Raw genomic sequence first — 13,497 nt, 5'->3', positions numbered from 1 at the left:
TTACTCAACTCCTTCGTATTTGTCTATAATTTTACTAACTAACGGATGTCTCACAACATCACTTTGATCAAGTTTTAAAATACTTATACCTTTAACGTCACTTAATTTTTTCGTGGCTTCTTTCAATCCGCTTTTTATTCCCTTAGGTAAATCCACTTGGGTTGGATCACCAGTAACTACCATTTTTGAGCCAAAACCTAAACGTGTTAAAAACATTTTCATCTGTGCGTGTGTAGTGTTTTGTGCTTCATCTAGAATAACAAAGGCATCATCTAGTGTACGTCCTCTCATATATGCAAGCGGTGCGATTTCAATAATACCTCTTTCGATAAATCTTGCAGATTGTTCTCTTCCTAAAACAGTGTTTAATCCATCATATAAAGGTCTTAAATAAGGATCTACTTTTTCTTTTAGGTCACCCGGTAAAAATCCTAGTGATTCTCCAGCTTCAACTGCTGGTCTCGTAAGGACAATACGTTTCACATTCCCTTTACGTAATTGTTTGGCAGCATATACAACAGCTAAAAATGTTTTTCCTGTACCGGCAGGCCCTATTCCAAAAACTAAATCATTTCGATTCATAGCATTGATATACAAACGTTGACCCATTGTTTTTGCACGAATTACTTTACCGAAAGCATCTTTAGTAATCTCATCTTCGTATAAATCTAATAATTGTTTTATTGTACCGTTCTGAGCCATTTTTATAGCTGACTCAACATCTTTCAGCGAAATATTAATGCCTTGTTGAATCACTTTCAATAAATTTATTAATACCGATTCTGCTTTTTCAACATGCTCCACAATATTTCCTTTTACTGCGATTTCTTGGCCGCGAGCATGTACGACGACATCAAATCCTTCTTCGATAGCTTTAATATGTTCATCATTATTTCCAATGAGAGCTTGAGCTTCATTGATATCGTCTATTTGAATTATACCAGGCATATAGGCGCTCCTTTACAATAAAGATTTCTAATTAATAGTAATTAATCTTATCTGATTTTAGAATACAATTAATTGTTTGTATAGTGGTAAAAAGCAATTGTATTCTCAAGTCCAAATAAGATTAAGCTAACAACTTTTTACATTTATATTATACCACGTTAAGCAACAATAATATTTTAAAGTGCATTTAAAAAAGCGTAATTTAGCTATAATTTAACAACATATTTACATTAAAATATCATTTGACTTAATATTACACAATTTGTGCATTGCGTAAACAACTAAAGCGTAAATACTAATTATAATTTTATCCTTTAAAAAGCCTAGAACAAACGATAAAGTGTGAACAAAAGTATAAAATTAAAAAGCCTAGAACAAAATGTTCCAGGCTTTTACTTACAATCGTTTAGGTTGATTTAATATTTCAGACCAAACAATACCATTAACAACTTCATCTTCATCAAACCGTAAATCATTTTGACTACTCGTTGAGCCACTTTGATAATTTTGCATTAGTTGTTTCAGACGAAAACGTTTAGTTCTCGCTGATAAATATTGATCATTGATAATGGCACGTGCTTTCTTGTCCATCCGTTGTAACTGTTTCTCTTGCTCTCTATCCATCTCTGAGCGAATATCTTTTAAATCGTTTAATAATGAGTCTTCGAGTTCTTTTTTCAGATTTTCCTCGCTTTTATTCTTACTAGGTGTCGATTCTGGTTGTTGTTTTGACTCAGTATGTCTGTCCACTTCCTCTTGTGCGGTAGTTTCTGTAGGTTGTGGTGTAGGTGGTTCAGGGTTAGATGATTTTCGATCAGATTGGCGACTTGAATCAAATTCTTCTTCAAGCTCATTGAATTTTCTCTCAAGTTCTTCGAAAAATCCTCTTTTCGGCTGTGATTCTTGCTGTGGATTTTTTTTAGGTTGCTGTTGTTGTCTTTGCTTGTGACTATTATCTCGAATCGCGCCAATGATTGTAACTACTACAGATATTACAAAGATTATAATACCTAAATTCATTTAATCACCCCTAATTATTTTTCCGGTGATTCATCTTCATCTTTTTTAGTTCTCTTATTAATGGCATTACGCATGCCTGTATCAGCTTCTACATTTTTTAAGTTATAGTAATCACCAACGCCAATATTTCCTGAACGTAATGCTTCAGCCATAGCTAATGGTACTTCTGCTTCTGCTTCAACAACTTTAGAACGCATTTCTTGTACTTTGGCTTTCATTTCTTGCTCTTGGGCAACAGCCATAGCTCTACGTTCTTCAGCTTTTGCTTGCGCAATATTTTTATCAGCAAGTGCTTGTTCAGTTTGTAGATCTGCACCAATATTCTTGCTAATATCTACATCAGCAATATCAATCGATAAAATTTCAAATGCAGTACCAGAATCTAAACCTTTACTTAATACAGTTTTGGAAATGTTATCTGGATTTTCTAATACTTCTGTATGGTGTTCACTAGAACCAATTGTCGAAACAATACCCTCACCGACACGAGCGATGATTGTTTCTTCACCAGCACCACCAACTAAACGCGCGATATTGGCACGAACTGTAATTCTAGCTTTCGCTTTAACTTCGATACCATTCATAGCAACACCTGCAATAAATGGTGTTTCAATAACTTTTGGATTTACAGACATTTGTACTGCTTCAAGTACATCACGTCCTGCTAAATCAATAGCAGCGCCACGTTCAAATGGTAAATTAATATCTGCTCTTTGCGCAGCAATATTAGCATCTACAACTCGATCTACATTACCACCTGCTAAATAGTGTGACTCTAGTTGATTCGTCGTAAGATTTAAACCTGCTTTATGTGCTTTAATTAATGGAGCGATAACCTTACGTGGTGATACTCTTCTCAATCTCATTCCTACAAGTGTACCTATACCGACTTTTACGCCTGCTGCGATAGCAGAAATCCATAGGCCTACAGGAACGAAAGAAAATAATAATAGTAAGGCAATAACAACTATAACGACTATAATTAATAAACCTATCATATTGAATCTCCTTTTTATTTTAAATTTCTCTTACGACAACTCTTGTACCTTCTACTTCCAAGATTGTGACTTCTTTATTTCGTAAAATAAACGAGCCATCTGAGACAGCGTCGATACGTTCAGTGCCATAAGAAATAATACCAGCTGGTCTTAGGTCCGTTAAAGTAGTGGCCGTTTTACCAACTAAATGAGAGCGATCATCATGGGAAGTATAACCTGATTCAGTATTTGTTGAATCTTTTAATACGACTTTATCTAAAAATGGAATATTGCGTTTGAATATTTTCACTAATATCACCCACTCAATAATTGATAAAATTAGTGCAATAACTACATTACCAATCATAAAAATTAAATTATCACCTAATGTGATAATGCTGAATATAATTAACCCCATTCCAATCAAGCCAATTACTGCTCCGACGACAAATAATTCAATAATGACAAAAATAACGCCAATGCCGAATAAAATAATCGACACAACATTAACGTCGCCTTTCACTAAAAAGCCTAAAAAGAATATGAGTAATGCTAAAGTTGAAATAATACCGATGATATTAATTTTTTTAGAGTATAATTGATACAAGAAACCTAAAAAGATAATACTCGTCAATATTAGCGTAATTATTGGATTTACAATAAAATCCGCTAAATTCATCAACCAACTTTCACCTTGAATCATATTTAGCACATTTTGCATATGTATATTTGATAATAACTCCACGATTTCACCTCACTCTTACCTCTAATTATACAATAAACAGATAGCTATTAATATAGTTTAACTAATATCGATGTTAAAATTACAAAATCGATTTAAATATTAAATTTATAATGTAGCTTCCTTGATACGTAGCTTATTTTTTCAAGAACAAAAAAACCTTAGCTGTTAGTTCAGCTAAGGTTTTATATATAATTAATATTGTTGAGGGAGTCAACGAAATTATTAATTATTTGAATTTACGTTTACGTGCAGCTTCTGATTTCTTTTTACGTTTAACGCTTGGTTTTTCGTAAAATTCACGTTTACGTACTTCTTGAATTGTACCGCTTTTAGAAACCGTACGTTTGAATCGACGTAACGCATCTTCAAGTGATTCGTTTTTACGGACTACTGTTTTAGACATGTGTATTTCCCTCCCTCCAAATATCAACGAAACTTTATTATCATATACACAGTAAATTACTATGTATAAATTAGTATAATATATCTGAGTTCTTTGGTCAATCAGTAAAATTTCAATTTAAAGATTCATATTACACACCGCTTAAGATCCTATTCACTATCGTATTTAGCTAGCCTTAAACGCAGTAATATACAAATTTGATGTCCGATTTTCGAGTTGGTAATTTTAAAAGTAAATAATTCCAACTAACTAAAAAGTGTATAAATATCCAGATTTCACGCTGTAATTTAAGCAGACATAATTTAAGTTACTATTGTATGTTCAGTTTGATTAGAAGCATGAGAAATCACACGTAACACTTGTCCTTCATTAATAGGATAATCAGCTTTAGTGATTTTAACTTTAACTAATTGACCTATTAAATCTTCATCTGCACTAAATTGAACTTTCATATAGTTATCTGCATATCCTACTAGTGTGCCAGGTTGATCACCTTGCTCTTCAGGGATGACTTCTAGAACGTCTTGATCAAATTGTGAAGCGTATGCTTTGGCAAGTTGATCACTCAAACTAATCAAACGATGCACACGCTCATTTTTAACTTGCTCATCAATTTGGTCGTCCATTCTAGCTGCAGGTGTTCCTATTCTTGATGAATATGGAAAGACGTGTAATTCTGAAAAATGATGGTCTACTATAAAGTCGTACGTTTCTTGAAACTCTTCTTCAGTTTCACCAGGGAAGCCAACTATAACATCACTTGTAACAGCTAAACCTGGTAACGCTTCATGCAAACGAGTTAAGCGTTCTGAAAAATGTGCCATTGTATACTTACGACGCATACGTTTTAAGACACTATCTGACCCAGATTGCAATGGAATATGTAGATGTCTAACTACTTTAGTTGATGCAGCTATTACTTGAATCACTTCATCTGTTAATTGGCTGGCTTCAATTGATGAAATTCTAATACGTTCTAAATTATCAATTTCTTCTAAATCACGTAATAATTGAGCTAAATTATAATTTTTTAAATCTTGTCCATAACCACCTGTATGAATACCTGTTAACACAATTTCTTTATAACCTGATTCTACTAATTGTGTAGCTTGTTCGATAACTTTCTCTGGGTCTCTAGAACGCATTAATCCTCTAGCCCAAGGGATAATACAAAATGTACAGAAATTATTACAGCCTTCTTGGATTTTTAAAGATGCACGTGTTCGATCGGTAAAGTACGGTACTTCTAACTCTTCGTACGTGCGATTTTTCATAATATTGCCGACACCATTAATGGGTTGACGTTCTTTTTTATAATCTTCAATATAGTCAATTAATTTAGTTCTATCTTGAGTGCCTACAACAACGTCAACACCTGGGATATCCATGATTTCAGCCGGTGATGTTTGAGCATAACAACCCGTAACGCAAACAACTGCGTCTGGATTTTTTCTAATAGCTCTACGGATAACTTGTCGACTTTTTTTATCACCTGTGTTTGTCACAGTACATGTATTAATCACGAATACATCAGCATTCGTTTCAAAATCAACTCTTTCATATTCTGCCTCTTTAAATAATTGCCAAATTGCTTCAGTCTCATAATGGTTTACTTTACAACCTAAAGTATGAAAAGCAACTGTAGACATAAATATCACCCCAATAATTCATTTTGATAACTAACTGCACTTAACACATAAAGTGGTGCTGTTTCTGCCCGTAAAATACGAGGTCCTAGCCCAATTTGCTTCCCCACTGAAGCAAATAGAGTTACCTCATCTGCCGATAATCCACCTTCAGGTCCAAATATCACAAGTATATTTTCGCCTTGTGTTAGTTGTTGCAACACTGATTTGAATTGACTAATTTCACCATCTTTTGCTGCATCTTCATATGCAATTAATATATAATCGTATCCATCTATGTTATCATATAATGTTTTTAAATTCGAAATATAATCAATACTAGGGATAGTTAGTCGATAACTTTGTTCTGCAGCTTCTTTTATAATCTTTTGCCAACGCTCTATTTTTTTAGTTATTTTGCTTTGATTCAGTTTGACAATTGAACGATCCATTTCGGCCGCAATAAATTTACTTGCACCTAATTCTGTTGCTTTTTGCAACATCCATTCGTACTTGTCTGCTTTAATTAAACCACTACATATCGTAATATTTTGTGGCAATTCTGTAGAAATTTCTAATTCTTGTATCGGTTCAACCTCTATGGCATCTTGTGAAATTGCCGTTATTTTACATTTGAATACTCGTTGATCTAAGAAATTTAAAATTAATTCATTATCGACATGATTACGCATTACATTTTTAATATGATGAATATCTTCGTTATTTGTAATAAAAAAACGCTGATCTGAATCAGCGTTTTGGTTAATAAAGTACCTTTGCATATTTAATCGCTCACTTTCTGTCCCACGATACAAACCCAGCTGTTATCATGGTTTACTGAAATGATTTTAAAACCAACGCGTTTCATATGTTCTATTATAGCTTCATATTTTTCTTCTATTATACCAGAAGTTATAAAATAACCCTGATTATTTAACGTATTATAAGCATCTTCAATCATTTCATCAATTATGTGCGCTAATATATTGGCAATAACTATATCAAATTTTTCAGTTTCTTCAGTTAGCAAATTACCTGGTATTGCTTCTATCTCATGCGCACAATTATTTTTTTCGAAATTATCTACGGCTACCCGTACTGCCATTTCATCTAAATCGATAGCTTTAATGCGCTGCACTCCTAGCAAATGACTCGCAATACTTAATATACCTGAACCTGTACCAACATCAATTACAGAATCCGTTGGCTTTACATATGTTTCAATTGCTTTTAAGCACATGTTTGTAGTGGGATGATCCCCAGTTCCAAATGCCATACCAGGATCTAATTCAATGCATAGCTCTGAATCGTCTTCTTGGTTATATTCTTCCCAACTTGGCACAATAGTGAAGCGTTTAGAAGCACGAAAAGGATGAAAATAATTTTTCCACTCATTTTCCCAATCTTGTTCTTGAATAGTTTGTTCTTCATATTTGAAAACTTGGCTATCCAATCCTTGTAACAGTTGGATATCATTCACTATATTGTCTTTTAACGTAGGAGAATATTTCAGGTCATTAAAATACGCTTTTATTCTGACGCCCTGTTCAGGATATGCTTCAGCTTTTAAATCATATATTTCTCCATATTTATCTTCGAAATCATGATATAAATCGTGAGAATCTTCCAGTACAACCCCATTGGAACCGTAATTTTCTAGTATATCACTCACCAACGCTGTGACATCATGATTAACTGTAATTGAAACTTCTGTCCAGTTCATTATTTATTCTCCTTTGAAGAAACGTTTAGCTTTATCTTTAAAGTTTGATGGTTGTTCAGATAATTCTTCTCCGTTTAACTCAGCAAATTCACGTAAAATTTCTTTTTGACGTTCGTTAATTTTAGTTGGTGTAACGACGTTAACATTAACAAATAAATCGCCATAGCCATAACCGTGTACATTCTTAATACCTTTATCTTTTAAGCGGAATTGTTTACCAGTTTGTGTTCCTGCAGGGACTGTTAGCATTACACTACTATTAAGCGTTGGAATTTTAATTTCGTCACCTAATGCTGCTTGTGAAAATGAAATGTCTAAGTTATAAGCTACGTCGTCACCCATACGTTCAAATGTATTTGATGGTTTCACTCTAAATACAACGTATAGATCACCATGTGGTCCACCGTTTTCGCCAGGTGCACCTTCACCAGCTAAACGAATTTGTTGTTCATTGTCTACACCTTCTGGTACAGTAACTTTAATTTTAACTGTTTTATTTTCAGTTCCTTTACCATGACATGTTTCACAAGGTTCTTCAAATTCTTGACCAGAACCATTACATGAAGGACAAGCTTTTTCAGTTCTTACTCTACCTAAAATTGTGTTTTGTTCTACTGAAACATGGCCAGCACCATTACAGTAATGACATGTTTTTTTAGATGTGCCAGGTTTAGCACCTTCACCATCACAAGTATGACAAGTAACATCTTTTCTGATAGAGATTTCTTTTTCAGTACCAAAAACTGCTTCATCAAATGTGACAGTCATAGTGTATTGTAAATCGTCACCTTTACGTGGTGCATTTGGATCACGTTGGCGTCCTCCTCCGAAGAAAGAACTGAATATGTCTTCGAATCCGCCACCACCGAATCCACTGAAGTCTTGGCCGCCAAATCCTTGACCACCGAAACCACCCTGTGGACCGTTATGACCGAATTGATCGTAATTAGCACGTTTATTTTCATCACTTAACACTTCATAAGCTTCAGAGATTTCTTTGAATTTTTCATCTGAACCTTCTTCCTGGTTAATATCTGGATGATACTTTTTTGAAAGTTTACGGTAAGCCTTTTTAATTTCATCTTTTGATGCACTTTTACTTACACCTAAGACTTCATAATAATCTCTTTTGGCCACTGTGAATCTCTCCTTCTATATTAATTTCATAATTATAGTACTTGAAAAAAAGAAAAGTCAAAGCCAATGTGCAATTGACTTTGACTTACTTTGGCTAAGCAATTGTGTCTTATATTAATTTAACAATGTTGCTAGTTAGAAGTAAAGTGATTATTTTTGTTTATCGTCGTCATTAACTTCTGTAAAATCAGCATCTTCTACATTGTCATCTTGCGCTTGACCTTGCTCACCTTGAGCTTGTTGCGCTTGTTCTTGTGCTTGTTGATATACTTTTGCTGATAAATCTTGAACTACTTTTTCTAGTTCTTCTTTTTTCGCTTTAATATCATCTAAATCTGAACCTTCAAGTGCTGATTTTAATGCTTCTTTTTTCTCTTCAGCATTTGATTTATCTTCTTCGCTCACATTTTCGCCTAAATCAGTGATTGTTTTTTCAACTTGGAAAACTAAGCTGTCAGCTTCGTTACGTAAATCACTTTCTTCACGACGTTTTTCGTCTGCTTCAGCATTTTCTTCAGCATCTTTAACCATGCGATCAATTTCGTCATCAGATAAAGTGTTGCTTGATTGAATAGTAATGTTTTGCTCTTTATTAGTACCTAAATCTTTTGCAGTTACATTAACGATACCATTTTTATCGATATCAAATGTTACTTCGATTTGAGGTACTCCACGAGGAGCTGGTGGAATATCTGTTAATTGGAATCTGCCAAGTGTTTTGTTATCAGATGCCATTGGACGTTCACCTTGTAATACATGAATATCTACTGCTGGTTGGTTATCAGCTGCTGTAGAATAAACTTGTGATTTAGATGTTGGAATTGTAGTATTACGTTCAATTAACGTATTCATACGTCCACCCATAATTTCGATACCTAATGATAATGGTGTAACATCAAGTAATACTACGTCTTTAACATCACCAGTGATAACGCCACCTTGAATTGAAGCACCCATAGCTACAACTTCATCAGGGTTAACACCTTTATGAGGGTCTTTGCTAATTTCTTTTTTAATAGCTTCTTGAACAGCTGGGATTCTAGTACTACCACCAACTAAAATAACTTCATCAATATCTGAGCTAGATAAACCAGCATCTTTCATAGCTTGACGAGTTGGTACCATTGTACGTTTAATTAAGTCATCAGCTAGTTCTTCAAATTTTGAACGTGATAGGCTGATTTCTAAGTGTAAAGGACCGCTTTCTCCTGCAGAGATAAATGGTAATGAAATTTGAGTTTGAGATACACCAGATAAATCTTTTTTCGCTTTTTCAGCTGCATCTTTTAGACGTTGTAACGCCATTTTATCTTGGCTTAAGTCAACACCATTTTCTTTTTTGAATTCACTAACTAAATAATCAATGATAACTTGGTCAAAGTCATCGCCACCAAGTTTATTATCACCAGATGTTGATAGTACTTCAAATACGCCGTCACCTAATTCAAGAATTGACACGTCGAAAGTACCGCCACCTAAGTCAAAGACTAATACTTTTTGGTCTTCTTCAGTTTTATCTAAACCGTAAGCTAGAGCTGCTGCAGTTGGTTCGTTAATAATACGTTCAACTTCTAAGCCAGCAATTTTACCAGCATCTTTTGTAGCTTGACGTTCAGCATCATTGAAATATGCTGGAACAGTTACAACTGCTTTATCTACTGATTCACCTAAATAGTCTTCAGCTGTTTTTTTAAGGTTTTGTAGTACCATAGCTGAAATTTCTTGTGGAGTATAATTTTTACCTTCTATATCCACTTTATAATCTGTACCCATATGACGTTTGATTGATTGAATAGTGTTAGGGTTAGTGATTGCTTGACGTTTAGCAACTTCACCTACTTGAGTTTCACCATTTTTAAATGCAACAACTGATGGTGTTGTTCTAGCACCTTCTGGGTTTTGAATTACTTTAGGCTCATCACCTTCTAAAATAGCAACACATGAATTTGTTGTACCTAAGTCAATACCAATTACTTTACTCATATCAAAATTCCTCCTGTTTGTTAATTAAAATTGGGTATTTTCATCAAAAAATAAATTTATTGATTTACTTTAACCATTGAAGGTCTCAAAACACGATCCTTCAATTTGTATCCTGCCTGTAGTTCTTGGGTGATTTGGCCAGATTCAAACTCACTATTTTCATCTTGCATTACTGCTTGATGGAAATTTGGATCAAATTGTTGGCCTTCTGTTTCAATTCTTTCTAAACCATTATCATTAAGTGCTTTCAACAAGCTATCATAAACCATTTGTACACCCTTTTTAAGTGAAACAAATTGCTCGTCTTCTCCTTCGATTTGTAAAGCACGCTCAATATTATCAATGGTTGGTAGAATATCATTTAATACTCCTTGAGCTTGATATTCTTTCATTGTTTGATTTTCTTTTTGTATACGACGTTTGTAATTTTCGAACTCTGCATACAAACGTAGATACTTATCTTCGTTTTCTTTTACATCTTTTTTTAAGTTTTCAATTTCAACATCTTTAGGATCAACTTCTTCACTTACGCCCTCTTCTGTTGCAACATCTTCTTGAGATGTTGTGTTTGTTTCGTTGTTTACTTCTTCAGCATAATCAACAGATGTTTGTGTTGTGTCAGTAGTTTCTGACGAAATGTCTTGTGCATCTGTTTCTTTGCTTACTGATTCATTTTGTTCTGTCATTTCCTGCCCTCCAATACTTTAAATTACCAAATACGATTTAGTAATTGTATCACATTTTGATAATTCATCGCAGTAGGTCCAATTACTGCTATTCGACCTTTCAACCTATCATCTATATGGTATTCACTAGATACGATAGATATATCACTTAAACTTGTATCAATTTCATGCCCAATCATTACATTTATAGATGAATTAGACATGTCATCGAGCAATTCAGTGATTTTATTTGATTCAATATATTGTAATATTGGTTGAATTGATGAGACATTTGATTCATTCAATGCATCAATCAGTTTAACCTTTCCACCCATAAAAATGCCATTACTTTGATTATCGAAATGTAATTGTAGCGTCTCAAACATCGTTTTAATAAAGTCTTGCTCACTGACAGACTGTGTAAACGAATTAAGTTCTTGCTCAAATTGTAAAGATGACCACGCATTATATTTGTCAGTAACAAAATTAGAAATTTTGTTTAATTCATCATTACTAATACGTTTAGCTGATGTTAAATGCAAATGTTCAACATGACCTGACGCAAACACTACAACCATTATAATTAAATAATCATTTGCTTGAATAAGGTGAATATTACTAATAATATCTTGCTTATGATTTGGACGCATTACCAACGTTGTATATTGAGAAGCCATCGACAGTTCATTAGCAAAAGCATGTAAAGCTGACGAAATATCATATTGATGGTCAATAAGTAGTCCTCTCAACCGTTGGACTTTTTTGTGTTGTTGATGAGATGTTTGTTCTAATAATTGATTCACATAATATCTAAACCCTAATTCTGACGGTGATCTACCTGATGATGTATGAGTCTTCTCTATTAGGTTTAGAGATTCTAATTGTTTCATCTCATTTCTAATAGTAGCTGGGCTTACATTCAAATTATGTCGCTCTATTAAAGCTTTAGAGGCAATAGGTTGATCTAAATCGACATAATCTTCAACAATGGCATTTAATATGCTCAATTGTCTATGAGTTATCATGTTTTCACCTCATTAGCACTCATTTGTTTCAAGTGCTAATTATAATTTATCAAATTGGTCAAAGTAAGTCAATGTTAAAGCCTTGAAAATTTTTATAATTTTACACGTTCAATAAAAAGGCTTCAAAAACCTCGTTGCCAATCACTTTGCCCCGCTCTGTCAGTGCATAGTTACCGTCATAATATGATAAAAGTTGTTGGTCAACCAATGAAGTTAACGTTTGACCAAAAATTTCATCTATTTCAACGTCAAATTTATGTTTAAAATGAAATTTATTAACGCCTTTGTTCATCCTTAAACCAAGAAACATTTCTTCTTCCATTTGTTCTGTTTTAGTTGGCCACGAAGAATGTAATAAAGGGCGTTCATTATTTTCTATTTTTTTAATATAGTGATTAACTGGATTCACATTAGTATAACGTTCTCCATCTACGTACCCACTGGCACCTGCACCGAATCCATAATAGCCTTCATTTTTCCAATATACTTTATTATGTTCAGACTCATGTCCTTGTTTTCCGAAATTAGAAAGTTCATACTGCTGTAAATCAGAATGTTTCATGCGTTGAATTAAGTGCGTATACATTTCTTCACCTATATCTTCATTCGGTAACTTTAGTTTGCCTTTACGATACATGTTATAAAACTGTGTTTTGGGTTCTAATATTAGTCCATAACTTGAGATATGATCTATATCCAAATTAAGTGCTAAATCTAAACTTTCTTGGAAGTCAGCCAATGTTTGTTGAGGTAAATGATACATTAAATCCAAGCTTATAGATTCAATACCAATTTCTCGTGCATTACGTACTGCTTGATATATGTCTTCTGTACCATGTGTTCGTCCTAATATTGCTAATAAATCAGGGTTGAAAGTTTGTACACCCATCGACAGTCGGTTCACACCATATTTTTTTAATAACTGCAGTTTTTCCATTGTCAATTCATCTGGATTTGCTTCGAAACTATATTCTGTTTCAATATCAAATGTTTCGTTGATAGCAATTAGTAATCTCTCTAATTGTTTTACATTTAATGCTGTTGGTGTACCGCCACCTACAAACATCGTTTTCAATTGTCGTTGTTTGCTCGTAGACATCTCTTTAATTAAGCAATCCAAATACTGGTCCACTGGTTGGTTTTGTATAAAGTATTTATTAAAGTCACAATAAGTACAAATCTTTACACAAAAAGGTATATGGATATATGCACTCTTTACTTCCATATTTATTACCTCACTTTCTCT

General features: G+C 33.6%; 13 protein-coding genes. All 13 read right to left on the bottom strand.

What is annotated here, in order from left to right:
* Positions 1-948: a PhoH family protein gene (locus MUA37_RS06355; protein WP_002510507.1), complete on the bottom strand. Its 948-nt coding sequence runs from the start codon at positions 946-948 to the stop codon at positions 1-3.
* Positions 949-1,344: 396 nt separating this feature from the next.
* Positions 1,345-1,968, bottom strand: coding sequence for a hypothetical protein (locus MUA37_RS06350; RefSeq protein WP_002510506.1), 624 nt, complete (start codon positions 1,966-1,968; stop codon positions 1,345-1,347).
* A gap of 14 nt (positions 1,969-1,982) precedes the next feature.
* Positions 1,983-2,966 (bottom strand): flotillin-like protein FloA, encoded by a 984-nt coding sequence (gene floA / locus MUA37_RS06345; RefSeq protein ID WP_002510505.1) that lies wholly within the window; start codon positions 2,964-2,966, stop codon positions 1,983-1,985.
* A gap of 19 nt (positions 2,967-2,985) precedes the next feature.
* Positions 2,986-3,666 (bottom strand): NfeD family protein, encoded by a 681-nt coding sequence (locus MUA37_RS06340; protein ID WP_031266853.1) that lies wholly within the window; start codon positions 3,664-3,666, stop codon positions 2,986-2,988.
* Positions 3,667-3,916: 250 nt separating this feature from the next.
* The gene (gene rpsU, locus MUA37_RS06335) at positions 3,917-4,093 is read right to left on the bottom strand and encodes a 30S ribosomal protein S21 (protein WP_002510503.1); all 177 of its coding nucleotides are present in this window, start codon (positions 4,091-4,093) and stop codon (positions 3,917-3,919) included.
* A gap of 302 nt (positions 4,094-4,395) precedes the next feature.
* Positions 4,396-5,742: a tRNA (N(6)-L-threonylcarbamoyladenosine(37)-C(2))-methylthiotransferase MtaB gene (gene mtaB, locus MUA37_RS06330; RefSeq protein WP_262624913.1), complete on the bottom strand. Its 1,347-nt coding sequence runs from the start codon at positions 5,740-5,742 to the stop codon at positions 4,396-4,398.
* Positions 5,743-5,747: 5 nt separating this feature from the next.
* Positions 5,748-6,500, bottom strand: coding sequence for a 16S rRNA (uracil(1498)-N(3))-methyltransferase (locus MUA37_RS06325; RefSeq protein ID WP_002510501.1), 753 nt, complete (start codon positions 6,498-6,500; stop codon positions 5,748-5,750).
* A gap of 2 nt (positions 6,501-6,502) precedes the next feature.
* Positions 6,503-7,441 carry a 50S ribosomal protein L11 methyltransferase gene (gene prmA, locus MUA37_RS06320; protein ID WP_262624912.1) on the bottom strand — a complete coding sequence of 313 codons (939 nt, stop codon included), beginning with the start codon at positions 7,439-7,441 and terminating at the stop codon, positions 6,503-6,505.
* Between the two features lie 3 nt (positions 7,442-7,444).
* A complete protein-coding gene (dnaJ, locus tag MUA37_RS06315; protein ID WP_002510499.1) occupies positions 7,445-8,578 on the bottom strand; it encodes a molecular chaperone DnaJ in 1,134 nt (377 codons plus the stop codon).
* A 150-nt stretch (positions 8,579-8,728) separates the two neighbouring features.
* Positions 8,729-10,561 (bottom strand): molecular chaperone DnaK, encoded by a 1,833-nt coding sequence (gene dnaK / locus MUA37_RS06310; RefSeq protein ID WP_002510498.1) that lies wholly within the window; start codon positions 10,559-10,561, stop codon positions 8,729-8,731.
* Between the two features lie 56 nt (positions 10,562-10,617).
* Positions 10,618-11,247: a nucleotide exchange factor GrpE gene (gene grpE, locus MUA37_RS06305; RefSeq protein ID WP_262624911.1), complete on the bottom strand. Its 630-nt coding sequence runs from the start codon at positions 11,245-11,247 to the stop codon at positions 10,618-10,620.
* A gap of 23 nt (positions 11,248-11,270) precedes the next feature.
* Positions 11,271-12,251, bottom strand: coding sequence for a heat-inducible transcriptional repressor HrcA (hrcA, locus tag MUA37_RS06300; protein WP_232198493.1), 981 nt, complete (start codon positions 12,249-12,251; stop codon positions 11,271-11,273).
* Positions 12,252-12,351: 100 nt separating this feature from the next.
* Positions 12,352-13,476, bottom strand: coding sequence for a radical SAM family heme chaperone HemW (hemW, locus tag MUA37_RS06295; protein ID WP_021459917.1), 1,125 nt, complete (start codon positions 13,474-13,476; stop codon positions 12,352-12,354).
* Positions 13,477-13,497 lie beyond the last annotated feature (21 nt).

The organism is Staphylococcus arlettae, from assembly GCF_025560845.1.
GTDB lineage: Bacteria > Bacillota > Bacilli > Staphylococcales > Staphylococcaceae > Staphylococcus > Staphylococcus arlettae.
Note: the sequence above shows the minus strand (reverse complement) of the source record. Positions and strands in the feature narration are given on the sequence as shown.

Bases quoted from the DNA above. Each gene is read 5' to 3' on its own strand.
- MUA37_RS06355 (WP_002510507.1), bottom strand. From the start codon at position 948: ATGCCTGGTATAATTCAAATAGACGATATCAATGAAGCTCAAGCTCTC.
- MUA37_RS06350 (WP_002510506.1), bottom strand. From the start codon at position 1,968: ATGAATTTAGGTATTATAATCTTTGTAATATCTGTAGTAGTTACAATC.
- floA (WP_002510505.1), bottom strand. From the start codon at position 2,966: ATGATAGGTTTATTAATTATAGTCGTTATAGTTGTTATTGCCTTACTA.
- MUA37_RS06340 (WP_031266853.1), bottom strand. From the start codon at position 3,666: ATGCAAAATGTGCTAAATATGATTCAAGGTGAAAGTTGGTTGATGAAT.
- rpsU (WP_002510503.1), bottom strand. From the start codon at position 4,093: ATGTCTAAAACAGTAGTCCGTAAAAACGAATCACTTGAAGATGCGTTA.
- mtaB (WP_262624913.1), bottom strand. From the start codon at position 5,742: ATGTCTACAGTTGCTTTTCATACTTTAGGTTGTAAAGTAAACCATTAT.
- MUA37_RS06325 (WP_002510501.1), bottom strand. From the start codon at position 6,500: ATGCAAAGGTACTTTATTAACCAAAACGCTGATTCAGATCAGCGTTTT.
- prmA (WP_262624912.1), bottom strand. From the start codon at position 7,441: ATGAACTGGACAGAAGTTTCAATTACAGTTAATCATGATGTCACAGCG.
- dnaK (WP_002510498.1), bottom strand. From the start codon at position 10,561: ATGAGTAAAGTAATTGGTATTGACTTAGGTACAACAAATTCATGTGTT.
- grpE (WP_262624911.1), bottom strand. From the start codon at position 11,247: ATGACAGAACAAAATGAATCAGTAAGCAAAGAAACAGATGCACAAGAC.
- hrcA (WP_232198493.1), bottom strand. From the start codon at position 12,251: ATGATAACTCATAGACAATTGAGCATATTAAATGCCATTGTTGAAGAT.
- hemW (WP_021459917.1), bottom strand. From the start codon at position 13,476: ATGGAAGTAAAGAGTGCATATATCCATATACCTTTTTGTGTAAAGATT.